Origin of the sequence: Tahibacter soli, from assembly GCF_025717065.2 — a bacterium.
Taxonomy (GTDB): domain Bacteria; phylum Pseudomonadota; class Gammaproteobacteria; order Xanthomonadales; family Rhodanobacteraceae; genus Tahibacter; species Tahibacter soli.
This window is the reverse complement of the sequence record NZ_JAOVZO020000018.1, coordinates 639,005-662,246: the sequence shown is the minus strand read 5'-3', so window position 1 is coordinate 662,246 and position 23,242 is coordinate 639,005. Positions and strand designations below refer to the sequence as shown.

17 protein-coding genes are annotated in these 23,242 nt (G+C 68.9%); 7 read left to right on the top strand and 10 right to left on the bottom strand.

The genetic code is table 11. The annotated features are described in order from the left end of the window. From OD750_RS16370 to OD750_RS16355, 4 genes are all read right to left on the bottom strand, one after another. A complete protein-coding gene (locus OD750_RS16370) occupies positions 1-645 on the bottom strand; it encodes a DUF4276 family protein (protein WP_272842014.1) in 645 nt (214 codons plus the stop codon). After that, positions 642-1,727 (bottom strand): AAA family ATPase, encoded by a 1,086-nt coding sequence (locus OD750_RS16365; protein ID WP_263541760.1) that lies wholly within the window; start codon positions 1,725-1,727, stop codon positions 642-644. Before OD750_RS16365 ends, OD750_RS16370 begins: the two co-directional genes overlap by 4 nt. A 64-nt stretch (positions 1,728-1,791) precedes the next feature. Then, positions 1,792-5,304 (bottom strand): indolepyruvate ferredoxin oxidoreductase family protein, encoded by a 3,513-nt coding sequence (locus tag OD750_RS16360; protein ID WP_263541759.1) that lies wholly within the window; start codon positions 5,302-5,304, stop codon positions 1,792-1,794. Between the two features lie 90 nt (positions 5,305-5,394). Next, entirely contained in the window at positions 5,395-6,336 is a 942-nt protein-coding gene (locus OD750_RS16355; protein WP_263541758.1) for a lysophospholipid acyltransferase family protein, read from the bottom strand. 80 nt (positions 6,337-6,416) lie between these two features. On the opposite strand from OD750_RS16355, the gene OD750_RS16350 reads away from it, so the two are divergent. From OD750_RS16350 to OD750_RS16335, 4 genes are all read left to right on the top strand, one after another. Beyond that, complete coding sequence (locus tag OD750_RS16350) at positions 6,417-7,538, top strand: hypothetical protein (RefSeq protein WP_263541757.1); 1,122 nt, start codon at positions 6,417-6,419, stop codon at positions 7,536-7,538. Between the two features lie 186 nt (positions 7,539-7,724). Next, positions 7,725-11,009: a S41 family peptidase gene (locus OD750_RS16345; RefSeq protein ID WP_272842013.1), complete on the top strand. Its 3,285-nt coding sequence runs from the start codon at positions 7,725-7,727 to the stop codon at positions 11,007-11,009. Between the two features lie 112 nt (positions 11,010-11,121). Continuing rightward, positions 11,122-11,373 (top strand): YcgL domain-containing protein, encoded by a 252-nt coding sequence (locus OD750_RS16340; RefSeq protein ID WP_263541755.1) that lies wholly within the window; start codon positions 11,122-11,124, stop codon positions 11,371-11,373. A 73-nt stretch (positions 11,374-11,446) separates the two neighbouring features. Further along, positions 11,447-14,842: an ankyrin repeat domain-containing protein gene (locus OD750_RS16335; RefSeq protein ID WP_263541754.1), complete on the top strand. Its 3,396-nt coding sequence runs from the start codon at positions 11,447-11,449 to the stop codon at positions 14,840-14,842. Between the two features lie 19 nt (positions 14,843-14,861). Here the strand turns inward: OD750_RS16335 and OD750_RS16330 are convergent, their stop codons facing one another. After that, positions 14,862-15,638 (bottom strand): APH(3') family aminoglycoside O-phosphotransferase, encoded by a 777-nt coding sequence (locus OD750_RS16330; protein ID WP_263541753.1) that lies wholly within the window; start codon positions 15,636-15,638, stop codon positions 14,862-14,864. Further along, a complete protein-coding gene (locus OD750_RS16325; protein WP_263541752.1) occupies positions 15,635-17,458 on the bottom strand; it encodes a monovalent cation:proton antiporter-2 (CPA2) family protein in 1,824 nt (607 codons plus the stop codon). Before OD750_RS16325 ends, OD750_RS16330 begins: the two co-directional genes overlap by 4 nt. 134 nt (positions 17,459-17,592) lie before the next feature. On the opposite strand from OD750_RS16325, the gene OD750_RS16320 reads away from it, so the two are divergent. Beyond that, positions 17,593-17,991 (top strand): hypothetical protein, encoded by a 399-nt coding sequence (locus tag OD750_RS16320; RefSeq protein ID WP_263541751.1) that lies wholly within the window; start codon positions 17,593-17,595, stop codon positions 17,989-17,991. Here OD750_RS16320 and OD750_RS16315 read toward each other — a convergent pair. The 3 genes from OD750_RS16315 to OD750_RS16305 form a co-directional block, all read right to left on the bottom strand. Further along, complete coding sequence (locus OD750_RS16315) at positions 17,988-18,593, bottom strand: hypothetical protein (RefSeq protein ID WP_263541750.1); 606 nt, start codon at positions 18,591-18,593, stop codon at positions 17,988-17,990. The genes OD750_RS16320 and OD750_RS16315 overlap by 4 nt on opposite strands. A gap of 429 nt (positions 18,594-19,022) precedes the next feature. After that, entirely contained in the window at positions 19,023-19,451 is a 429-nt protein-coding gene (rnk, locus tag OD750_RS16310; RefSeq protein ID WP_263541749.1) for a nucleoside diphosphate kinase regulator, read from the bottom strand. 104 nt (positions 19,452-19,555) lie between these two features. After that, a complete protein-coding gene (locus tag OD750_RS16305; protein ID WP_263541748.1) occupies positions 19,556-21,040 on the bottom strand; it encodes a RimK family protein in 1,485 nt (494 codons plus the stop codon). A gap of 377 nt (positions 21,041-21,417) precedes the next feature. Here OD750_RS16305 and OD750_RS16300 point away from each other — a divergent pair, with 377 nt between their 5' ends. Together OD750_RS16300 and OD750_RS16295 are read left to right on the top strand one after the other, a co-directional pair. Continuing rightward, the gene (locus OD750_RS16300; protein ID WP_336407564.1) at positions 21,418-21,888 is read left to right on the top strand and encodes a GNAT family N-acetyltransferase; all 471 of its coding nucleotides are present in this window, start codon (positions 21,418-21,420) and stop codon (positions 21,886-21,888) included. Between the two features lie 5 nt (positions 21,889-21,893). Continuing rightward, positions 21,894-22,475, top strand: coding sequence for a hypothetical protein (locus tag OD750_RS16295; RefSeq protein ID WP_263541747.1), 582 nt, complete (start codon positions 21,894-21,896; stop codon positions 22,473-22,475). 3 nt (positions 22,476-22,478) lie between these two features. Here the strand turns inward: OD750_RS16295 and OD750_RS16290 are convergent, their stop codons facing one another. Next, positions 22,479-23,156, bottom strand: a complete 678-nt coding sequence (locus OD750_RS16290) for a hypothetical protein (protein ID WP_263541746.1) — start codon at positions 23,154-23,156, stop codon at positions 22,479-22,481. Between the last annotated feature and the right edge of the window lie 86 nt (positions 23,157-23,242).

Below are 23,242 nucleotides of genomic sequence, written 5' to 3'. Positions count from 1 at the left end.
TCAGGTGCCGGCGAGCGATTCGAGGCGGGTGAGCCAGGCGTTGAAGCGGGGGCAGCGGGTGCGGACGGCCGGGAGCCCCGCACTTTCGAGCAGCAGCCTGCCGTCGACGACTTTGTCGTAGCCGCGCCGCAGATGGATCGCGAAGATGGCTTCCAGCCGATGCGATGGACTTGTTTCCCGCGAATCGTTGATGTGCTCCGGAGTGGCGAAGCCTTCGGATACGCCAAAGAGCGCGTCTCGCAGCGCGGTCGAAGCAAACACGCGCTCGGCCGCATCGGGGCTGGCGAACAGCAACGCTTCGAATTCGTACTGCTGGACGTATGCGATAAAACGCCGATTGTTCAACCGGTCCGAGAGACGCGCTTCCAGTTCGTCCGCGCTTTCGTCAGTACGGCGATCGTCGAAGCCGTACAGATCGTAAAACGTCGTCGTCCAATCGAACGAGCCCAGGAGCGGCCGGATGTTCCTTGCGGCGCGCTCGACCGAAACGCTGCCGCCCTTGTACCGGGTACCGTCCGCGTCGATTCTCGTATTGACGATGGACGCTCGCGGGTCGATGCCGAAGTTCCACAGATGCGGCGCGAGCACCTTGCGAACGAATTCCTGTTCGGTCTGTCCTTCGACCGATATGCCGAGTTCGATCACGGCGTACCGCCGATGATGTTCTTCTCCCACAGGTCGCCGATCCCGTAGTCCTGGCCGAGCCACGGTTCGACATCGGCGCGGGTGAGGCGGCGCATCGTCGATGCCTCATCGACCCGGTCGACGACGATGATGTCGTCATGAGCGAACTGGTTGGCGAAGGTGACGGACTGCGTTGCCGCGACGATCTGCGTACGAATGGAGATCGATCGCATGATGCCGGCGAGTATCGTCAGCGCGAACGGATGCAGGCCGAGTTCCGGTTCATCGAGCACGACGACTTTCGGCGGGTCCGGCTGCAGCAGCAGGGTGGTGAGGCAGATGAAACGCAGCGTGCCGTCGGAGAAGTCGGCGGCATCGAAAATGTCGTCGCTGCCTGCGTGTGTCCAGCGCAGGTTGATGTACTTCTCGTTCTCGCGCTGCGGTTCGAGTACGAAGTCGACGAAGTAGGGTGCGACACGTTGTATCGTCCTGACGATCAGGCTGTAGGCGTTGCTCGTCCGGATGCTGCGAAGGAATGCGGCGAGATTCGACGCGTCGGCGCGCAGGCTGTCCGTCTGGTCGATACCGCCCGGCAATTTGACCTTCGCTTCCGGTGACGTGTCGTGAAAATGGTAGACGCGCCAGCTGTCGATTTGGGCGGAAATCTCATGGCCGGAATCAGTGCTATAGACAGCAGGGAGCGATGATTCCATGCCCCCTGGCAAACCCGAAAGTTCCAGTCCGTCGAGCTTGGGGGCGTCGTCGAACACACACCAATGCTCGTTCGAAAAATAAAGTCGATTTCCGGCGCCGGCAGAGAGATTGGTTGCGTACTGTCCATTGGAAAATTCGATGCGGCATTCCATCGTCGGTGTCCGCTTGCGACCGAAGAATAGGAATTTGTCAGCACCGCCATTTGTTTGAACGTAGAACTGCAGACTCTTCCGCTGCAGCTCACGCGCAAACTTGAAGAACGACAAAAAATTCGACTTCCCCGCCCCGTTCGCCCCGATCAACAGATTGATCGGCTTGAGCTCGATATCCATCTCGCGGATCGAGCGAAATCCCTTCAGAACGATGCGGTTGAGGCTTGCCGTACTCATGTGCGCTCCAGGTCGACGGCCCAGCATAGCGCGTGGGACCGTCGACCGGGCATGGCGCGGCGCCTTACGCCGCGCGCTTGACCGCCTGCGGATTGCGCCACGCGGCGAGGAGTTCCTGCCAGCGCGTGCGCGCCTTCGCCTCGTGCTGTTCCTTGACGTGGCCGTAGCCGCGGATCTGTTCCGGCACGCTCGCGATGTCGACCGCGAGCGCGCGGTTGTCCGCGTCGAGCTTGCCTGCCAGTTCGTCGACCGCCGCGAAGTAGTCGGCGATCCACTGCCGCTCCATGCGGCGCTCGTGCGTCTTGCCGAACACGTCGAACGCGGTGCCGCGCAGGCCCTTGAGCTTGGCCAGCACCTTGAACGCGCCGAACACCCACGAGCCGTACTCGCGCTTGGTCAGGTTGCCTTCGGCGTCGCGCTTGGCCAGGAGCGGCGGCGCGAGATGGAAGTGCAGCTTGTAGTCGCCGTCGAACGTGTCGCGTACCTGCTTGATGAACTCCGGCTGCGTGTACAGGCGCGCCACTTCGTACTCGTCCTTGTACGCCATCAGCTTGAACGCGTAGCGCGCGACGGCTTCCGACAGCGCGTTCGAACCCGGCGCGCGCGCCGTTTCGGCGGCGTGCACGCGGTCGACCAGCGCTTTGTACTTTGCCGCATAAGCCGCATTCTGGTAGTCGGTCAGGAACGCGACGCGGCGCGCGACGATCTCGTCGAGGTCGAGCGACAGGCGCAAATCGTCGATCAGGCCCTGCGGCGCGCTCAGCGCCGTCTCCGGCGCGCCCTTGCCGGCGGCGGTCTTGACGGCCGCGAGGTCGTGCGCCGCCATGCGGCCCCAGTTGAACGCCGTGCGGTTCATTTCGATCGCCGCGCCGTTGAGCTCGATCGCGCGGATCAGCGCATCGAGGCTCACCGGCACCCAGCCCTTCTGCCAGGCGTAGCCGAGCATGAACAGGTTGCTCGCGATCGCGTCGCCGAGCAGCGCGTTCGCAAGTTCGGTCGCGTCGACGAGTTCGGGCGGCTCGGCGCCCAGCGCGAGTTTCACCGCGTCGACGATCTGCGCCGACGGGAACTGCATGTCCGGGCGCGTCGTGAACGTGCCGGGCATCGCCTCGTACGTGTTGAGCACGGCGTGCGTGCGGCCGGCGCGGATCTTAGACAGCGCCCAGTAGTCGTTGACGACGACCATGTCGCAGCCGAGCACGAGATCGGCCTCGCCCGCGGCGATGCGTACCGCGTGGATGTCGGCCGGCGTGCGCGCGATGCGCAGGTGGCACGTCACCGCGCCGCCCTTCTGCGCGAGGCCGGTCTGGTCGAGCACCGTCGCGCCCTTGCCTTCCAGGTGCGCGGCCATGCCGAGCAGCGCGCCGATCGTCACGACGCCGGTGCCGCCGATGCCGGTGACGAGGATGTTCCACGGCTGCGCGAGATCGCTCGTGAAGACCGGCATCGGCAGCGCGTCGAAATCGACCTGGCCCTTGCCTTTCTTCTTTTTCAGCCCGCCGCCGTGCACGGTGACGAAGCTCGGGCAGAAGCCCTTCACGCAGGAGTAGTCCTTGTTGCAGTTCGACTGGTCGATCTCGCGCTTGCGGCCGAACTCGGTTTCCTTCGGCAGCACCGACACGCAGAACGACTTCTTGCCGCAGTCGCCGCAGCCCTCGCACACGAGCGAGTTGATGAACACGCGCTTCTTGGGATCTTCCATCTTGCCGCGCTTGCGGCGGCGGCGCTTTTCGGTCGCGCAGGTCTGATCGTAGATGACGACCGACACGCCCTTGACCTCGCGCAGGCGCTTCTGCGTCGCTTCGAGCTCGTCGCGATGCAGGAATTCGACGCCTTCCGGGAAGATCTCCGGGCGCGACCATTTCTCGATGTCGTCCGACAGCACGACGATCGTGCGCACGCCTTCGGAGCGCACCTGGTGCGCGATGTCGGGCACGGTGAGCGTGCCGTCGACCGGCTGGCCGCCGGTCATCGCGACGGCGTCGTTGTACAGAATTTTATAAGTGATGTTGACCTTCGCGGCGATCGACTGGCGGATCGCGAGCGAACCGGAGTGGAAATACGTGCCGTCGCCGAGGTTCTGGAACACGTGCGGCGTGTCGGTGAACGGCGCCTGGCCGCACCAGGTCGCGCCTTCGCCGCCCATCTGCGTGAACGTGTCGGTGCGCCGGTCCATCCACGTCACCATGTAGTGGCAGCCGATGCCGCCGAGCGCGCGCGAGCCTTCCGGCACGGCGGTCGACGTGTTGTGCGGGCAGCCCGAGCAATAGTGCGCGGCGCGCGGGAACGAGGCGCGCGGCAGCGCCAGCTCTTTTTCCTTCGCGGCGAGAAACGCGAGGCGGTTGTCGATCGTCTCGGACGAGAAGAAGCGCGACAGGCGCTTGGCGATCACGCGCGCGATGCGCGCGGGCGTCAGCTCGTTCGTCGACGGCAGGATCCAGTTGTCCTCCTCGTCGTACTTGCCGACGATCGACGGACGCACGTGGTGGTCCCAGTTGTACATGTGTTCCTTCATCTGCGATTCGATGAAGGAGCGCTTTTCCTCGACGACGATGATGTCTTCCAGGCCGCGCGCGAACTCGCGGATGCCGATCGGTTCGAGCGGCCAGGTCATGCCGACCTTGTATACGCGCAGGCCGATGTCGGCCGCTTCGCGGTCGCCGATGCCGAGGTATTCGAGCGCCTGCAGCACGTCGAGATAGCTCTTGCCGGTGGTGACGATGCCCAGGCGCGCCTTGGGCGAATCCATCACGGTGCGGTCGATGCCGTTGGCGCGCGCGAACGCGACCGCGGCCTGCACGGCGTACTGGTGCAGGCGCATTTCCTGGTCGAGCGGCGGATCGGGCCAGCGGATGTTGAGGCCGCCCGGCGGCAGCGCAAAATCGGTCGGGATGACGATGTCGAGCTGGTGCGGGTTGACGTTGACCGACGCCGACGATTCCACCGTCTCGGCGATCGTCTTGAAGCCGACCCAGCGGCCGGTGAAGCGCGACATGGCCCAGCCGAGCATGCCCATGTCGAGGATGTCCTGCACGCCGGCGGGATTGAGCACCGGCATCATCGCTGACACGAATTCCAGTTCGGAACCATGCGGCAATGTGGACGAGCGGCAGGCGTGGTCGTCGGCCGCCAGGCACAGCACGCCGCCGTGCTTGGACGTGCCGGCCGCGTTGCCGTGCTTGAAAACGTCGCCGCAGCGGTCGACGCCGGGGCCCTTGCCGTACCACATCGCGAACACGCCGTCGTACTTCGCGCCCGGAAACAGGTTCGCCTGCTGCGAGCCCCACACCATCGTCGCGCCGAGATCTTCGTTCAGGCCCGGCGTGAATTCGATGTTCGACGACTTGAGGTGTTTTTTCGCTTTCCACAATTCGAGGTCGAAGCCGCCGAGCGGCGAGCCGCGGTAGCCCGAGATGAATCCGGCGGTGTTGAGGTTCGCCGCGCGGTCGCGGATCTGCTGCATCAGCGGCAGACGCACCAGCGCCTGCACGCCGGAAAGGTAGATGCGGCCTTCGCTACGAGTATACTTGTGCTCGAGGCTGTATTCGCGGTCGATCTGGATGGCTGGCACGGACATGCGGGTGGACCCGTCGGCGAGCTGGAGAGGCGCGAATTCTACGCCTTTGCGCACGAAGCCCAGATGGGCCGATGTCCGGACAAGTAAGACTTAACTGTCTGAATACGCTGCCGCCTGCGTCTTTTCGGACGTGCGCGCGACCGCGGCGGGCGTCTCGTCGAGCCAAAGCGGCCATTCGGGCCAGAAAAACCAGGCGGACGGCGTCTTGCGGATCGCCGCGTCGAGCAGGTCGGCGAGCGTCTGCAGCGCGCCCGGGTCGGCAGGGTCGATCGGGTCGCCGATCACGAGCCGGCGCACGCCGCGTTCGAGGTCGTATTCCATCCAGTACGGCACGACCGGCACGCCGACCTCGCGCGCGATGTCGAGCATGCCGTTCGGCAGGCAGGCGTCGCGGCCGAGGAGGCGCACCGGTTCCTGGCCGTTGGGCGCCAGGCGCGGCGGCATGTCGAGCACGCCGATGATGGCGTAGCCGTCGGCCAGCGCCTGCACGAGCTGTTCGCGCGCACGCGGCCGGAAAATCGGCTGCCGACCGCCCAGGCGCGCGATGTCGCGGCCGCGCAGGCTGCCGTAGCGAAAGCGTATCGGCAGGCCGGGATAGTCGGCCTTGTCCCAGCGCGCCGAGACGATGACCGAATCGTGCCCGGCTTCGGCGAGGCTCTTGAACATCCAATGGCCGTTGCCGTGGTGGAAGCCGGCGACGACGAAGCGTCCGTCGCGCGGCCATTGCCCGACGCGCTCGATGTGCCACGGCCGCCAGCTGCGCTTTCTGTGCAGCAGCGACAGGTACAGGTCGGTCGTATCGAACAGCCAGTGCAGGCGCACGTTCGCGGCGAAGCGTTCGGCGTCGCCGATGTCGAGATGGTGCGGTGCGACGGCGCGCGCGGCGCGTGCCGGTTCGTCGAACGCGCTGGTGCCGCGCGCCACGCGGCGCAGCCAGCGATAGGCGAGGCGCCACGGCAGCACCGCCGCGATGCCGGGGACGACGAAGAACTGCCAGATGTCGACGAGATTGGTGCGGAGTTTGGCGAACATCGGCGAATGCTACACTCGGCCGCTCCCCAACTCTCCTTCCGCGGTCGCGCGGGAGAGACGACGCAACGCCGCGCCCAGCCATGTCCGACCTTCTGCACAGTCCCGCCGTTCTCGCGCTCGAACTCGATCCCACGCAACGTCCCGCCCGATTCGTGCTCGACCGCGACGAGGCGGCCGAACTCGCCGGTCACGTCGCCGCCGATCTGGCGCGCCTCCTGCCCGGCGCGAACGAAGCGAGCCTGGTCGTCGGCGGTGCGCTGTACGATCCGGCCCAGGCGCTGCGGCCCGCGTGGCCGCTGTTCGCCGAGCTAGGCGAGCTCGCGCGGCGCGGCGCGCCGGCCGACGCCCCGCCGCAGGTGCTCGCGTTCGGCGCGCACGACGGCGCGATGCCGACGCCGGCGCTAGAGCCCGACGTGACGCTCGTCGGCGGCGCGATGCTGCTCGTGCCGTGGATGCTGTCGGGCCCGGCCGATCGCGTGCAGGCGCTGGGCCAGCGCATGGAGCTCGAATTCGTCGCGCGCGGCGAAGCCGGCGCGCGCACGGCCGACTGGGCGATGCGCACGCTCGGCGTGCGCCTGGAGCACGCGCGCTACCTCACGCGCCACGACCTGTGCGCGATGATGTGTATCCAATTGGAACATGCGGGATTGTCCGCGTTCTGGCAGATGCTCGAAGCCGCGCTGTTCGCGCCGGAGCGCGTCGAGCAGGCGCTGTCGTCGCGCGGTCGCACCTGGAACTGGAGCGACGGCGTCGCCTCGACCGGCGTGCCGTCGTACGCGGCGTGGCACGCGGAGTACGGCGCGGCGCTGCCGGCCGCCGAGCGCGCGCACGCCTACGCCGGCTGGCTGTTCGAACTGCGCCAGTACGCGGCGATGCTCGCCGCGCACCGGCTGCCGCTGGCGTTTCACGACAACGACGGCGAGCACGCCTGGCCGCTGCAGGCGTTGCGACCGTCCGATCCGTCGCTGCCGCCGGCCGTGCTGTTCGCGCACGAGGCGCGCGGCCTCGGCATCGTCGCTTTGACCGCCGCCCAGCCGCGCGGCGACGGCTGGCGGCTGCTCGCGCATGCCTGGCCGCTCGACGCCGGCACGCTGGACGGCGCGGTCGACGAACTCGCGCGGCGCTACGCGGCGGAGCCGGGGCTGCACCGCATGGGGCGCATCGCCTTGTCCGCGGACTCGGCCGACCTCGCGGTCGCGTGACGGCCGCTGCGATCTGACGACGCATTCGCGGCGACGGCCGCGCCGCGGCGCAGGCGCACGTTCGCAGTGTCCGCGCGACAGCCCCGTCGACCCGCGCGGTTTTCGTCACGCCGGTCCATTCCTTCTGGCCCACGGCGGCCCGGCGCAAGCTTTCTACAATCGCTCGACGTCACCAGGAGTCTTGCGATGCCGACACCTTTCGTTGCCGCCGCGCTGCTCGCCGCGGCAAGCACCGCGCCGGCCGACGGCGCCACGCGTCTGTTGCGCTTTCCCGATATCTGCGGCGAATCGATCGCCTTCGTCTACGGCGGCGACGTCTACCGGGTCCCGGCCGCCGGCGGCATCGCGCAGCGGCTCACGTCGCACGCGGGCACCGAACTGTATCCGAAGTTTTCGCCGGACTGCGCGACGATCGCGTTCTCGGCCGAGTACGACGGCTCGCGCCAGGTCTACGTGATCCCGGCCGGCGGCGGCACGCCGCGACAGCTCACCTGGTACAACGACGTGGGACCGCAGCCGCAGCGCCGCGGCACCGACTATCGCGTGCTCGACTTCAGCCCCGACGGCAAGAACGTGCTCGTGCGCGCGAACCGCGCGCCGTATGCGACGAATATCGGCACGCCGTATCTCGTGCCGGTCGACGGCGGCCTGGAAACGCCGCTGCCGATGCCCGAAGCCGGCGGCGGCATGTTCTCGCCGGACGGCAAGTCGGTGGTGTACACGCCGATCGACAGCGATTTTCGCAGCTGGAAGCGCTATCGCGGCGGCCTCGCGCCGGACGTGTGGACCTACGATCTCGTCCACAACACCTCGCAGCGCCTGACCGACGCGAAGTCGACCGACCATCAGCCGATGTGGGTGGGCGACACGCTGTACTTCGTGTCCGACCGCAACGGGCAGAATCTCAACCTGTGGGCGATGAACGTCGACGGCTCCCATCAGCGCGCGGTCACGCAGTTCGCCGACTACGACGTGCTGTGGCCGAGCGCGGGCAAGGACGCGATCGTGTTCGAGCAGGCCGGCTACGTCTGGCGCTTCGATCCGAAGACGCAGACCGCGGCGCGCGTGGACATCCGCGTGACCGGCGACCTGCCGCAGGCGCTGCCGCAGTGGAAGAAAGCGGCGGCGAGCGTCGAATCGTTCGACCTGTCGCCGGGCGGCGAGCGCGCGGTGTTCGGCGCGCGCGGCGAAATCTTCACGGTGCCGGCGAAGAACGGCGAGATCCGCAATATTTCCAAGACGCCGCAGGCGCGCGAGATCGGCGTGACGTGGTCGCCGGACGGCAAGTCGATCGCGTACCTGTCGGATGCGAGCGGCGAATACGAAATCTACGTGCGCGCGCAGGACGGCAGCGGCGAGCCGCGCCGCCTGACGACCGACGGCGACACCTGGCGCTTCCCGCCGGCGTGGTCGCCCGATTCGCGCAAGCTCGCATACGCCGACAAGCATCAGCGCCTGCGCATACTCGACGTCGCGACCGGCAAGCAGACCGACGTCGACCGCGGCGTCTACGACGACATCGCCGACGGCAACGACGCGACGCAGTACACGTGGTCGCCCGATTCGGTATGGCTCGCGTACACCAAGACGAACGCGGCGTACCTGCGCGAAATCTGGGTGTATTCGGTCGCGAGCGGGCACAAGGGCGCAGTCACGGAGCCCACGACGCCGGCGTTCAATCCGGTGTTCGATCCGCAGGGGCGGTGGTTGTATTTCCTCTCCAACCGCGACTGGAACCTGACGTTCAGCGCGTACGAACAAAATTATTTGTACACGAATGCGACGCGGCCGTACGCGGTGACGCTCGCGCAGAACGGACCGGCGCTCTACCCGCTCAAGACCGACGAGGTGAAGCCGGCCGCGGCGCCGGAGACGAAAGGTGCCGGCAAGTCGGACAAGAAAGACGCGAAGCCGGCAGCGCCGGTCGTGCGGATCGATTTCGACGGCATCACGAACCGCGTCGCGGCGCTCAAGGCGCCGGCCGGCAACTATTCCGCGCTCGCCGCCGCCGACGGCGTCGTGTACTACCTCTCGGGCAATCCGCGCGAACAGCAGGGGCTCGAACTCAAGCGCCTCGCGCTCGACGACGACAAGGACAAGTCCGTCGCGGCGAACGTCGCCGACTATCGCCTGTCGCGCACCGGCAGCCATATCCTGCTGCGCCAGGGCGAGCGCTACGGCATCGTCAAGGCCGAGGCCGCGCAGGACTTCAACGCCGGCGCGCTCAATCTCGACCGCATGGAGGCGATGGTCGACCCGCGCGTGGAATGGCAGCAGGAATACACCGACGCGTGGCGCATCCTGCGCGACTGGTTCTACGACCCCGGCGTGCACGGCGGCATCGAGCGCTGGAACCAGGTGCGCGAACGCTACGCGGCATGGGTGCCGTACGTCGCGACGCGCGCCGATCTCGACTACGTGATGCACGAGGTGGCCGGCGAGGCGAACGCGGGTCACGTCTACGTGCAGCAGTCGCCCGATGCGCCGAAGGTCGAGCGCCGTCAGGGCGGCCTGCTCGGCGCGACGTTCGCGACCGATGCTTCCGGCTATTTCCGCTTCGCGAAGATCTACGCGGGCCAGAACTGGAGCCCGGCGCTGCGCTCGCCGCTGACCGAGACCGGCGTCGGCGTGCGCGAAGGCGACTATCTGATCGCCGTCGACGGCGTCGACGCGCGCTCGGTGAAAAATCCGTACGCGCTGCTGCAGGGCAAGGGCGAGCAGGTGGTCAGCCTGCGCGTCAACGGCAAGCCGGGCGAGGCCGGGGCGCGCGACGTTCGCGTGCGCACGATCACGTCCGAGGCGGGCCTGCGCTACGCCGACTGGGTCGCGTCGCGCCGCGCGCTCGTGGACAAATTGTCAAATGGCAGAATTGGCTATATCCACGTGCCGAACACGGCCGAGGACGGCAACCGCGAACTCAATCGCGGCCTGCTCGCGTATCACCACAAGGAAGCGCTGATCGTCGACGAGCGGTACAACGGCGGCGGCTTCATTCCCGACCGCATGATCGAGCTTCTGACGCGCAAGCCGCTCAACTACTGGAAGCGCCGCGACCTCGAGCCCGGCGCGACCCCGCTCCTGTCGCACGACGGTCCGAAGGCGATGCTGATCAACGCGCCCTCGGGTTCGGGCGGCGACGCGTTCCCGTACTATTTCAAGAAGCTCAAGCTCGGCACGGTGATCGGTACGCGCACCTGGGGCGGCCTGATCGGCATCTCGGGCAATCCGCAGCTCGCCGACGGCGGCGTTCTGCTCGCCGCGACGTTCCGCTTCATGGACACCGACGGCAAGTGGGCGGTCGAGGACGAGGGCGTGTCGCCCGACATCGAAGTGATCGACCGGCCCGAACTCGTCGCTTCCGGGCGCGACCCGGGCGTCGAAAAGGCGGTCGAGGTGCTGCTCAAGCAGCTGCCGCCGACGCCGCGCGCGCCGATCGCTGCGCCGCCGTCGCCGACGCGTTTCGGCGACTGACGTTACTGAATGGCTCCCGCAGCGCCGGCCCGTCGATCCGGGCCGGCGCTTGAGGAAATCCGTGCCTCGTCGCATGCTTGCGCGCCCCAGCCGCCGCACGCCCGGATTGCCCATGCAGTGTTTCGTCTACAGAAGCCAGCGCAAGGCCGATACCTACGTTTATCTGCGCGAGCGCGACGCGTTCGGGCTGCTGCCGGCGCCGGTCGCGGCGAACCTCGGCCCGCTGCATTTCGTGATCGAACTGGCGCTGTCGCCCGAGCGCAAGCTGGCACGCGAGGACGTCAACGCGGTGATGGCCAATCTCGCCGGGCCGGGCTTCCATCTGCAACTGCCGCCGCCGCCCGAGCTTTTCGACAATAGCTGACCGTTAAGCCGGCTTACCGCATGCGGCTGCGTGCGTGCTTATACTCGCGCGCAACATCGAGCCCGGAACCGCCGTGCCCCGAGCCAAGCCCAAGCGTGTACGCCGATTGATCGCCAGCCTGCCGTATTTCCTGCCGGCCGCCGCCGCGCTGGCCGCGGCGGCCTTCGTGACGCACCCCGCGGCGCTGTTGCTGCTGCTCGCGGCGAATTCTCTCGCCCTCGCGGCGGTCTGCCGCGGCCTCGGTTTCGAACTCGAAGACAGCTTTGCGCGCAACGTGCTGCGTCGCGGCGCGGCCCATTTCGTGCTGCTCGGCACCTATACGGCGCTCGTGATGCTGCTGATCGGCGTGCCGGCGCTGTGGCTGATCCGAGAGGGTTCGCTGGCCGCGACGCTCGCGGTATCGACCGCCGCGGTCGTCGCGCTGCTGGCGCTGTGGCGCTTCTGGGCCGCCTTCGGCCTGCTGTTCGTCTGGGACGACGCCTATCCCGACGACGAAGAAAGTTCGTGGATTTTCAACGCGCTGTCGCGCAGCCTCGCGTTCTCGCGGCATCTGACCGGCGACAACGACCTGTATTTCAGCCACGGCCTCGCCGTCGGCCTCGCCGAACTCGTGCTCGTGGTCGGCGCGCTGCTGCTCGCGGGGCTCGGCGGCCTGCTGCCGAGCGAACTGCGCATCGTCGCGCTCGCGGCGTACGGGCTGGCTTTGCTGCCGCTGGGCCAGCTGATCGTCGCCAACCGCACGCTGCGCGCGATGCTGACCGCGCACCGGAACCGTCACGAGGCGGCGGCGCCCGTCGCCGACGAAGCCGAGCCCGCGCCGGCCGAATTGCCCGGCGGCCTGTCGCGCGCCGAACTCGACGCGGCCCTGCTGCACGCCGCGCGCGGCGGGCAGGTGGAGCTCGCGCTTGCCGCGCTCGAACGCGGCGCCGACCCGAACGCAGCGCCGATGCCGGGCGACCGCGACCAGCGCAGCGTGCTGATGCTCGCCACGACGCTGCCCGAGGTGCGCCTGCTGCGCGCGCTGATCGCCAAGCGCGCCGACGTCAACCGCGTGCACGCGGGCCTGTCGCCGCTCCTGGCCGCGACGCGCGACAGCTACCAGGGCCGACCCGACGCGGTACTCACGCTGCTCGCCAACGGCGCCGATCCCGCGCTGCCCGACATGCACGGCAACACCGCGCTGCACTACGCCGCGCTCGCGTCCGAGCCGATCGTCGCGGCGATGCTGATCGACGCCGGCGCGCCGCTCGCCGCCGTCAATCGCGACGGCCTGACGCCGCTCGGCATCGCCGCGTCGACGGCGAACTGGACCCACGTGCGCTTCCTGCTCGAACACGGCGCGCGCAACGAAGTCGAGCACGCGCAGCCGGCGCTGCTCGCGGCGGCCGGCGTGCCCGACGACGACGTCGCCGGCGTCAAGCTGCTGCTGCGCCAGCGCGCGCGCGTCGACGCGCAGGGCCCGCTCGGCCGCACCGCGCTGATGGCCGCATCGCTCGCCGGGCACGCGGCGATCGTCCGCGTGCTGCTCGACGCCGGCGCCGACGCCGACCACGCCGACAGCCACGGCGCGACCGCGCTGATGGAAGCCGCACGCGCCGGCGCCGCCGAGGTGATCGCGCTGCTCGCCGCGCGCAAGCCCGATCCGAACCGCGTCGACCAGCTCGGCCGCAGCGCGCTCGTGATCGCGTGCCAGTCGCGCCAGACGAAGGTCGACAGCGTGCGCGCGCTCATCGCGTACGGCGTCGACCGCACGCTCGCCTGTCGCGACGGCCGCCGCGCGATCGATCACGCCGTCGCCGCCGGCCGCTGGGATCTCGTCGCGGCGATCGACCCGGCCTATCCGCTGCCGAGCAGCGTCGCCGACGCGGCCGTGCCGGACGCGAGCGGCGACACGCCGGCGCACCTGCTCGACGCGCTGCGTTTTGGACATTGGGAAATCGTCGCGCGCTTCGCGGCGCGCGTGAAGGAATGGCCGGCCGGCGACGTCGCCGCGCTGTACCTGGATCTCGCCGCGTACCCGGAATCGAAGCCGCGCGCCTGGCTCGCCAACCGTGGGCTGTCCCCCGACGCGCGCGTGCAGGGCGTCGTGCTGCTCGACGCGCTGCTCGACCGATTGCCCGAAACCGTGGCCGCCGCGAGCGAACTCGTCGCGTCCGGCGCGCAGGCCGGCGGCGCCGGCCGCGTGCGCCGCGTGCTCGAACAGGCGCGTGCCGCGGGCGACCGCACGCGCCGCGCCGCGCTCGTCGCGCTCGCGAGCGACCTTGCCGCGCGCGGCGCCGATCCGTTCCAGGCCAACGAGCAGGGCGAGACCGCGGTGCACGTCGCGGCGCAGGTCGGCGCGCTCGATCTGTTGAGCGCGCTGCTCGGCGCTGGCCTCGACGCGAATGCACGCGACGCGCGCGGCCGCACGCCGCTGCACGCCGCGCTGGCGCTGCCGGAGGCCGAACTCGTCGCGGTCGCCCGCTGCCTGATCCGCCACGGCGCCGATCCCGAGATTGCCGCGAACGACGGTGAAACCGTGCTCGGCGTCGCGCTCAGTCGCTCGGCGAGCGACCTCAAGGCCTGGGTGCACTGGCCGACGTGGCCGCTGCCGCGGCGCCGCCTGCGCGACACCGATCTCGTCGCGGCCGCGACGAAGGGCGATCTTTCGGCCGTGACGAAACTGCTAGAGATCGGCCTGCCGCTCGACGCGGTCGACGCGGTCGGCGCGAGCGCGCTGCTGCGCGCGTGCGGCCAGGGGCATCTCGATATCGTCGAATTCCTGCTCGCGCGCGGTGCCGACGCCAATCTCGCCGCCACGAGCGGCGCGACGTGCCTGTCGGCCGCGGTCAGCGCGCGCCGCGCGCCGGTCGTGGCGCATCTCGTCGCGCGCGGCGTCGCGCCCGACACGCGCCTGCCCGGCGGCGGCACGGCGCTGATGATCGCCTGCGCGCTCGGTTATCCCGACATCGTCGACAAGCTGCTGCGCGCCGGCGCCGAGCCGAATCTCGCCGACGAAAAAGGTTCGACCGCGCTGCACGCGGCGGCGCAGTTCGCGTTCGGCCATGCCGGCGCGCCCGCGCGCGGCGTGCTCGAAGCGCTGCTGCGCGCCGGCGCCGCGCCGAACGTGCGCAACGCGCGCAACCAGACGCCGTTGTTGCTGCTCGTCGGCGGCCGTGCGGATCCCGGCAGCCCGTGCGATCCGGTGCAGCTCGCCGCGCTCGTGGCCGTGATGCTCGACTACGCCGCCGACCTCGACGCGCAGGACGAACGCGGCGTATCGGCGCTGCACGCCTGCGCGATCCACGGTCTGCTCGGCTGCGCGCGCCAGCTGCTCGCCCGCGGCGCCGAGCGCGACACGCGCGACTGCCTCGGCCGGCGTCCGGCGGAACTGGCCGATCTCCTGGGCTATGCCGACGTCGCGGCCGAACTCGGCGCGGCGGCGGCGATTCCGAGCCTTGCGCAGATGCTCAGGCAGCCGGTGAAATAGTCGATTCGTTTTCGACGCGTCAGAAGAACTCGTCGAGCAGTCGGTAGAACGCGATGCGCTCGCGATCGATCGGCCCGCCGTAGCGTTCGAGGAACCGCCCGGCCCACGCGTCGCCGAACGCGCCTTCGATGTCGCGCGCCGCGAGCGCCAGGTCCTGGTGCCGGTCGGCGACGCCGAGGCGGCCGACGTCGAGGAAGCCCGCGAATCGGCCGTCCCGCGCGACGAGATTGTCGAGGCACGCGTCGCCGTGCGTCACGACGAGATCTTCATGCGCGGGCTTTCGCGCGAGGAGGTCGGCGGCGAGTTCCGCGGTGGACCGGCCTTGCCGCTCGTCATCGAGGTCGTCGAGATCGACGAGCCCCGCGTCGAGCCGTGCGAGCGCCTGCGCGATGCGAACGTCGGCGCGATGGTCGAACGGACACGCGGCGGTATTGAGCGCATGCAGCGCGCGCAGCGCATCGGCCGCGATCGCGATCGCACGAGCCGCATCCAGCGACCCGAGATCGGCACCGGCGAGGGCGCTCATCAGCAGCCAGTCGCGGCCGTCCTCGTGCGTCGTGTCGACCGCGGCGGGACACGGCGTACCGGTCGTCACAAGCCAGCGCAGCCGCGCGATCTCGCCGGGGAGTTCCGCAAGGTCGGCCGCGATTTCGGTTTTCGCGTACAGCGACGGCGCGCCCGGCAGATCGAGGCGGTACACCGCCGCGTCCGATTGGCCGAGCGCCGGCCGCGTCCAGGCGTAGCCGGCAAGCCGCTCGCGCCAGGTGCGCGGGGCGTACGGCGGCGCGGCGCTCATGCGGTTTTCGGCGCGACGTCGAGCGGCGCCGTCGTCGCGACGAGCTTCGGCGCTTCCTTGTCGGCCTCGAACAGTTGCTCGAGCTCGCGCTGCGCATCGCGCGCACTCTGCACCATCGCCGCGTCGTCGTCGTAGACGAGGTGCTGCGCCTTGAGCAGATCCTCGTCGTACTTGCGGAACCGCGCGACGCGTTCGGCGGCGACTTCCGGCGGCTGGCCGAGCGCCATCAGCACCTGCTTGGTCATGTCGAGGCTGCCTTCGAGCGTTTCGCGGATCACGCCGTCGACGGCCAGATCCATCAGGCGGAACGCGTGCTGGCGATTGCGCGCACGGGCGAAAATTTTCAGATTGGGATAAAGCCGCTTGACGATGCGCGCGGTGCGCACGTTCGCTTCGGGATCGTCGGTCGCGAGCACGAAGATCTCGGCCTTGTCGGCTTGCGCCGCCCGCAGCAGTTCGGGCCGGCTCGGATCGCCGAAATAGATCTGGTTGCCGAAGCGGCGCAGGAAGTCGACCTGCTCGGCCGAATTCTCCAGCGCCGTGTACGGGATCTTCTGCGCGCGCAGCACGCGCGCGACGATCTGCCCGACGCGGCCGAAGCCGGCGATGATGACGCGCGGCGGATCGCCTTCGATGTGGTCGTACTCGCGTTCGGGCTTGCGCTGCTGCGTTTTCAGGTACTGCGCGAGCACCATCACGAGCGGCGGCGTCAGCGCCATCGACAGCGTGATGGCGAGCATCAGGAAATCATGTTCGCGCGTGCTCAGGAGCTGTGCCTTTTCGGCGAGATTGAACACGACGAACGCGAACTCGCCGCCGGCCGCGAGCACGGCCGCGAACGACAGCGACTGCTGGAAGTCGAGACCGCCCGCGAGCCGGCCGACGCCGAACAGCACGAACGCCTTGACCGCGAGCAGGCCGACCGTGATGCCGACGACGAGCCACGGCTCGCGCAGCAGCAGGCCGAGATCGACCGCCATGCCGACGCTGACGAAGAACAGGCCGAGCAGCAGGCCCTTGAACGGTTCGATCTGCGATTCGAGTTCGTGCCGGTATTCCGAGTCGGCGAGCAGCAGGCCCGCGAGAAACGCGCCGAGCGCCATCGAGATGTGCGCCATTTCCATCAGCCACGCGGTGCCGATGACGACGAGGAGCGCCGTCGCGGTGAACACCTCGGGAATCTTCGTGCCGGCGACGACGCGCAGCACGGGGCGCAGCAGATAGCGCCCGGCGACGACCACGAGCGCGATGACGCCGATCTTCTGCAGCGCGGTGACCGTATTGGCCGCGGCGCCCTGGTCGCCGCCGAACACGGGGATCACGGCGAGAATCGGAATGGCCGCGAGATCCTGGAACAGCAGCACCGCGAACGCGAGGCGGCCGTGCGCGGACGTGAGTTCCTTGCGCTCGGCGAGGAGCTGCAGGCCGAACGCGGTCGACGACAGCGCAAGACCGAGGCCGATGATGATCGCCGGCTTGCCGGCGAGGTCGAACGCGAGATACGCGAGCAGCGAAATCAGCGCGGCCGTGGCGACGACCTGCGCGAAGCCGACGCCGAACACCATGCGCCGCATCACCCACAGGCGCTGCGGCGACAGTTCGAGGCCGATCACGAACAACAGCAGCACGACGCCGAGCTCGGAAATGCTCGCGATCTGTTCGGGGTTCTGCAGCAGCTTCAGGCCGGCCGGGCCGATGACGGCGCCGGCGATGAGATAGCCGAGCACGGCGCCGAGTTCGAATTTCTTCGCGATCGGCACGGCGACCACGGCGGCGGCGAGCAGGACGACGATGTATTGCAGGATGTTGGAGGTTTCCACGCGCGGTCTCCGGCTCGATCGAATCGATTATTGCATGCGTGCGTTGCGGGCCGGTTCGCGCGTTCGCGGCGGCTCTCAGGATTTGAGATCGCGTCCGCGCAAAGTAAACCCCGCACCCACGAGCGGAGATTCCCATGGCGGGTTTCGGTACGGCATCGAGCACGGTCGGCCCTGCGCCGCAGCGTCCGGCGGCGCGCATCGCATGGACGTGGTTCATGGTCGGCCTCGTCGCATGGAGCGTATCGCCGGCCCTGCGCGACTACTCGCCGCTGGCCGGCTGGCTGTCGTACTGGCTCGTGGGTGCGCCCTTGTTGATGCTGGTGACGATACACCGGCAGGCGTTGGCGGCCCGGTTGCGATCCATCCTCGTCGGATCGCAGCCGGACCGCGGCGGCGGCGCGGCAGCGGCGGGAAGCCGGTGGGACCGGCGCCAGGGATGGCGCCGCCGCGCACCCCGCATCGCGCAGGCGCGACGTGTGGCGCCGCCGCGGCGGTCGCTGGTGCGGGCGATTACGGCGGTGTTTTTCGCCTAGCCGTCGCCGCGGATGTCGTGCAGCGTCGGACACGGCGTTGACGCGCACGCTACCGGGGCGCGCTTCAGCCCGTCGCCGCAACGCAGTTCGATAGCGCCGTCCGACGACCGAGTGCCGCGGCACTCGAACGATCCCTCCGGGGTCGACGCGCCGGACAGCGCGACGCCGTTGCGCCGCGCCCAATCGGCGAGTGCGGCGAAACCGCGCCGGCCGCGTTCGCCGCTCGCGAAAAACAAGCTGCGGTCGACGATAAAAGCCGCGAGGTTTCCGTCGCGCAGCGGCAGGTCTACGCCCTGGCTGTCATACAACGCCTTCGCTTCGATCTCGTGCGTCCTCGCGTCGAAGCCGAGCACGGCGTAGCCGCCGTCGCGCATCGGCAGATAGACGCCGGCCTTGGACGTCATGATGCGCGTGACGGTCACGACCTGCGTTGCGCCGGAATCGAGCACCTGTGTTTCGTTCCATTGTTCCGTGCCGTCGTACAGGCCGCTCTCGACGGAACTGTCGATGTGCTTCAACTGGTCGCGCACGAAGTCGTTGGCGCCGCCGATGCCGCCGAACGCCGCGTCGTAGCTCGTTGCCGGAAACGTCGGCCAGTGCACGAGGAAGTCGTCGGCGAACGCCTAGGCGCGCAGGTCGATCCGGGTGCCTACGCCGGGTTTCCAATACGGATCGGAGCCGCCCACACGGCTGCAGGCCGCGATGAGCGTCGCTGCTGCGACGACGGCGACGGCCGTCGTCGACGCGGTGAGTACGGGTCGGATTCGCGTCTTCATTGTCCCTTGCCGATTCGGCGCGCAACGCGCCATCGAGTCGTGGGTTGCAGGTTCGGTCGCACCGAACCGTAGCGGCTCGGGCGGCACGAATCAACAATGAAAACATGCGGATACGTACAGAGAGGCGGTCGTCGCATCAGCCGACTTGTCCGGCCTCGTTGTGCTGAAGCTTTCGCGGATCGTTCGACGCTCGTCGCCCAGGACGACGTCCGCGCAATCGCCCGCGCATCGCGGGCGATCGAAGCGCTGCCGCGCTCAGCGGTGCCGGTCGCCCGCCGCTTCCGGCTGATACGGCACGGCGAGCACGCGCAGCTGCGTGGTGCGCCCGCCGGGCAGCGGCCAGGCGATGCGCGCACCGACGCGCAGGCCGAGCAGCGCGCTGCCGACCGGCGCGAGGATCGAGACGCGTTCTGCGCTGCCGTCGGCGTCGCGCGGATAGACGAGCGTGACTTCGCGTTCGGCGCCGCTGTTTTCGTCGACGAAGCGGATCACCGAGTTCATCGTGATGACGTCGGGCGGCATCTGCGCCGGTTCGACGATGTCGGCGCGATCGAGCTCGCGGCGCAGGCCGTCGGTGTCGAGGCCGGCCGACTGCGCGTTGTCGAGCAGCGTATCGAGACGGTCGCAGTCCAGGCGCGACACGATCAGCGGCGGCGGCAGGTCGGACGGAAGGTTTTCGTTCATTGCGGTGCTCCAAAGCAAGAACGGGCGGCACGCAAGCGCGCCGCCCGTGTTCTTGAGAATGTCAGCGGACCTTAGCCCGCGAGCGCGAAATGGGCAAGTCGATGTCAGTCGACGATGCCGAGCCTTTTGCGTTCGAGCCGCCGCAGAAACTCTTCCATGATGCGCCGGTACAGGTCTTCGCCGAGGTATTCGTCTTCGACGCCCGCGTCGATCGACGGGTTGTCGTTGACTTCGATCACGACGACGCGGTTGCCGACCTGCTTGAGATCCACGCCGTACAGGCCGTCGCCGATCGGCGCGGTCGCGCGCAGCGCGAGCCGCACGACGTCCCCCGGCGCTTCGCGCACCGGCATCGTCTTGAATCCGCCCGACTTGGCCGTGCCGCGCGCGCCGTGGTTGTAGATCTGCCAGTGGCCGCGCGACATGAAGTACTGGCACGCGTACAGCGGTTCCTTGTTGAGCACGCCGATGCGCCAGTCGTATTCGGTGTAGAGAAACTCCTGGGCGATCACGAGCGCGGTGTGCTGAAACAGCTCGTCGGCGCCTTTTTTCAATTCTTCGACATTTTCCACTTTGACGATGCCGCGCGAGAACGACCCGTCGGGAATCTTCAGCACGATCGGAAAGCCGAGCATGTCGGGCAGCTCGGCGAGCTGTCTGGCGTTGTCGCGGAACAGGATTTCGCTGCGCGGCGTCGGCAGCTTGCGCGAGCGCAGCAGATCGTGCAGGTAGATCTTGTTCGTGCAGCGCAGGATCGAGGCCGGATCGTCGATGACGACCATGCCTTCCTTCTCGGCCTTGTTCGCGAAGCGGTAGGTGTGGCTGTCGAGCGCGGTCGTCTCGCGGATGAACAGGCCGTCGTATTCGGCCAGGCGCGCGTAGTCGTTGCGCGTAATCGGGTCGACCTCGATGCCGAGGTCCTTGCCCGCCTCGATGAACGACTTGAGCGCGCGCTTGTTCGACGGCGGCATCGCCTCGTTCGGGTCGTGCAGCATCGCGATGTCGTAGCGGTACTTGCGCCGCGCGCGCGGCTTGCGCCAGAGCTTCTTGGAAAACTTGTCGAGCGCGTCGGCGAACGCGTCTTCCTGCGGATCGTCGAGCGTGTGCAGACCCGCCGGCTTCACCGCGGCGATCTGCCAGACCTTCTCGCGCTCGAACTCCAGCCGCAGGATCGGGCAAGGGAACGATTCGAACACCTGCCGAGCGAGATCCTGCAGCGGCGCGTAGCTCGTCTCGCCGAAATAGACCAGCAGGCCGAAATCGGTCGTGTCGCGCGCGCCTTCGGGCAGAAACCGGATGAGTTTCTGGTTCAGATCGTCGATGTCCAGGCCGTACAGCGAGCGGCGGCGCAGGTCGTTGATCGTGCGCACCGACGGAATGACCTTGTGTCCGCGCGCTTCGGCCAGCAGCGACACGTAGTAGCCGGTGCCGAGGTATTTGTAGCTGCGGCACAGGTTGATCACCTGCACCCGCTCCTCGTCCTTGTGGAGCGGCTCGCGCAGATAGTCGGTCGCGGTGACGACGTTGTCGGACGGGTAGTACGAACCCCAGTCCGACGCCTTCTCGACGACGATGACGAGCCGGCTCACGGGCTCTTCCGGCGAGGGGCGGTGCGCGCGGCCGGCGCGGGAGGTTCTGGCATGCGACGAATACCTTTTCGATGGCGAAGGTGTATCCGCCATGATTCCTTGGAATCCGCCGGACGAACCGTGCGGCCGGGCGCGAGTTTGACATACGCCGCGCGGGCTGGCATCAGCGCCGCGTTGCCGATGCGGCTGGCATTCATCCGGCCGCGGGCTTGGCAGGCTGTTGAGAAACAGCCTGCGTCGCGGGCCATGGATGGCCCGCCCGAGAGTCGATCGCGCAAGCGATTGATTCTCGGAGAACGTGCGCGAGCTGTGCTTGCGCCGTTCGATTGAGAAACGGGCAGGAGCCCGTTTCTCAACATCCTGTTAGTCTGCGCCGCGTGATTTCCCCCGCCCCCGCCCCTGCCTTCGCGATCCGCGCCGCCCGCGCGGACGACCTGCCCGCCCTCGTCGCGCTCGAAAACGGCGTGTTCGACTACGACCGCATGAGCGCGCGGCAATACCGGCGGCATCTGGCCGGCCCCGGTGCGACGCTGCTCGTCGCGACCGACGCTACGGGCCTCCTCGGATCGGCGCTCGCGTTCCGCCGCCGCGGGTCGCGCGCGTCGCGGCTGTATTCGCTCGCGACCGCGCCGGCCGCGCGCGGCCGCGGCGTCGCGCGCGCGCTGCTCGCGGCGATCGAAGCCGACGCCGCCGCGCGCGGCGCCGAGCGGATGCGGCTGGAAGTACGCGTCGACAACGCCGCGGCGATCGCGCTGTACGAGCGTGCGGGCTATGCGCGCATCGGCGAACTGCCGGCCTACTACGACGACGGCGCCGACGCGCGACGCTACGAAAAACGGCTACGGTAAAACACATGAAAAGGAACTTGTGGTTCGCGTTGGCGCTGTGCGGCGGTCTTGCGCTCGCCGACGAGCCGGCGCGGCAGGACCGCCCCGAAGAACCCGGCAAGCCGCCGGTGGCGTCCCTGCCGGCCGCCGCGCAGATGCCGCCGAACGTGACGCTCGTCGAGGCGCGCATGTCGCGCGCGGCGCTGCACGCGCTCAATGCGACGTCGGGCATCCGCCTGCCGCGCATCCAGCTGTACACGGCGCAGTACCAGCAGGTGCTGCACGCGATCGGCTGGGAGGAGGGCACGCCGGGCCGCGTGCGCGACGTCGTCGCGCGCGTTCCGCCGCGGGTGAAGAGCGGCACGCGGCTGGAAAAAGTCGTCGACGGCCTCGAAGATCCCGCGACCGGCGCGCCGCTCGCGATCGCCGCGCTGCCGCCGGCCGATTTCTATCTCGTCACCGGCTGGGCCGGCTGGTGCCTGCCGTGCGGCACGGCAATGGTCGAGCTGCGCAAGGTGCTCGAAGCCGACGCGTCGCGCCGCTACGTCTGGATCACGATCGAAACCGACGTGATCAAGCAGAAGCTGCAGAAGCAGACGATCCGCTGACGCCTACCAGCCCGAGTCCTTGAGCAACTGCGCGGTGGCCGCGTCGGCCGGCCGCGCGACGAGCCCGCCGCCGGCGGCGAGCGTCACCTCGTAGCGCGCGCCGTCGAGCATCGGCATGTACGCGGCGCTGCCGTAGTCGGCGTCCACCCACGACAGCCACTCGGGAAACCGATGCCGCAGCTGCCACAGGTCGAGCGCGCCTTCGCCGCCGATCGTCGCGACGCTCGGCGGCCGCGACTGCGCCTGCGTCACGTCGCGCCACCGGCCGCTCACGCGCTCGACGCGGTACAACGGCTGCGCGCCGAGCGTCACCGCGCGCGGCGTCCACTTGATCACGCGCGCGTCGAGCTGCCATTCGTCGCCGGCGAGCTGCACGCTTTCGTGCGTGCCGTCGGCGAGATCCACGCGCAGCGAGAACTGCTGCGGCGCGAACGCGCGCACGCCGATCGTCGCGACGGGCGCCTCGGCGATCAGCCGCTGGTAGCCGGTCAGCGACACCGACAGGCCGGCCGCCAGCAGCGCCGCGGCGAGCAGCAGCGCGAGCCACGCGCTGCGATGGCAGGCCGACAACCGCCGCCGCGCGCGCCAGCGCCGGCGCACGGCAAACGACTGTGCCAGCGCCGCGAGGCCGAACACGGCGGCGGCGACGGCGGGAAGCATTGCGGGGATGTCGAACAGCATCGCGTCCGGCTCCTTCATGATTCGCGGCGGCGCCGCTCGTTATACTGCATCCCGTGCGCGGCGCCACGAGCCGCGGGGATTGACCG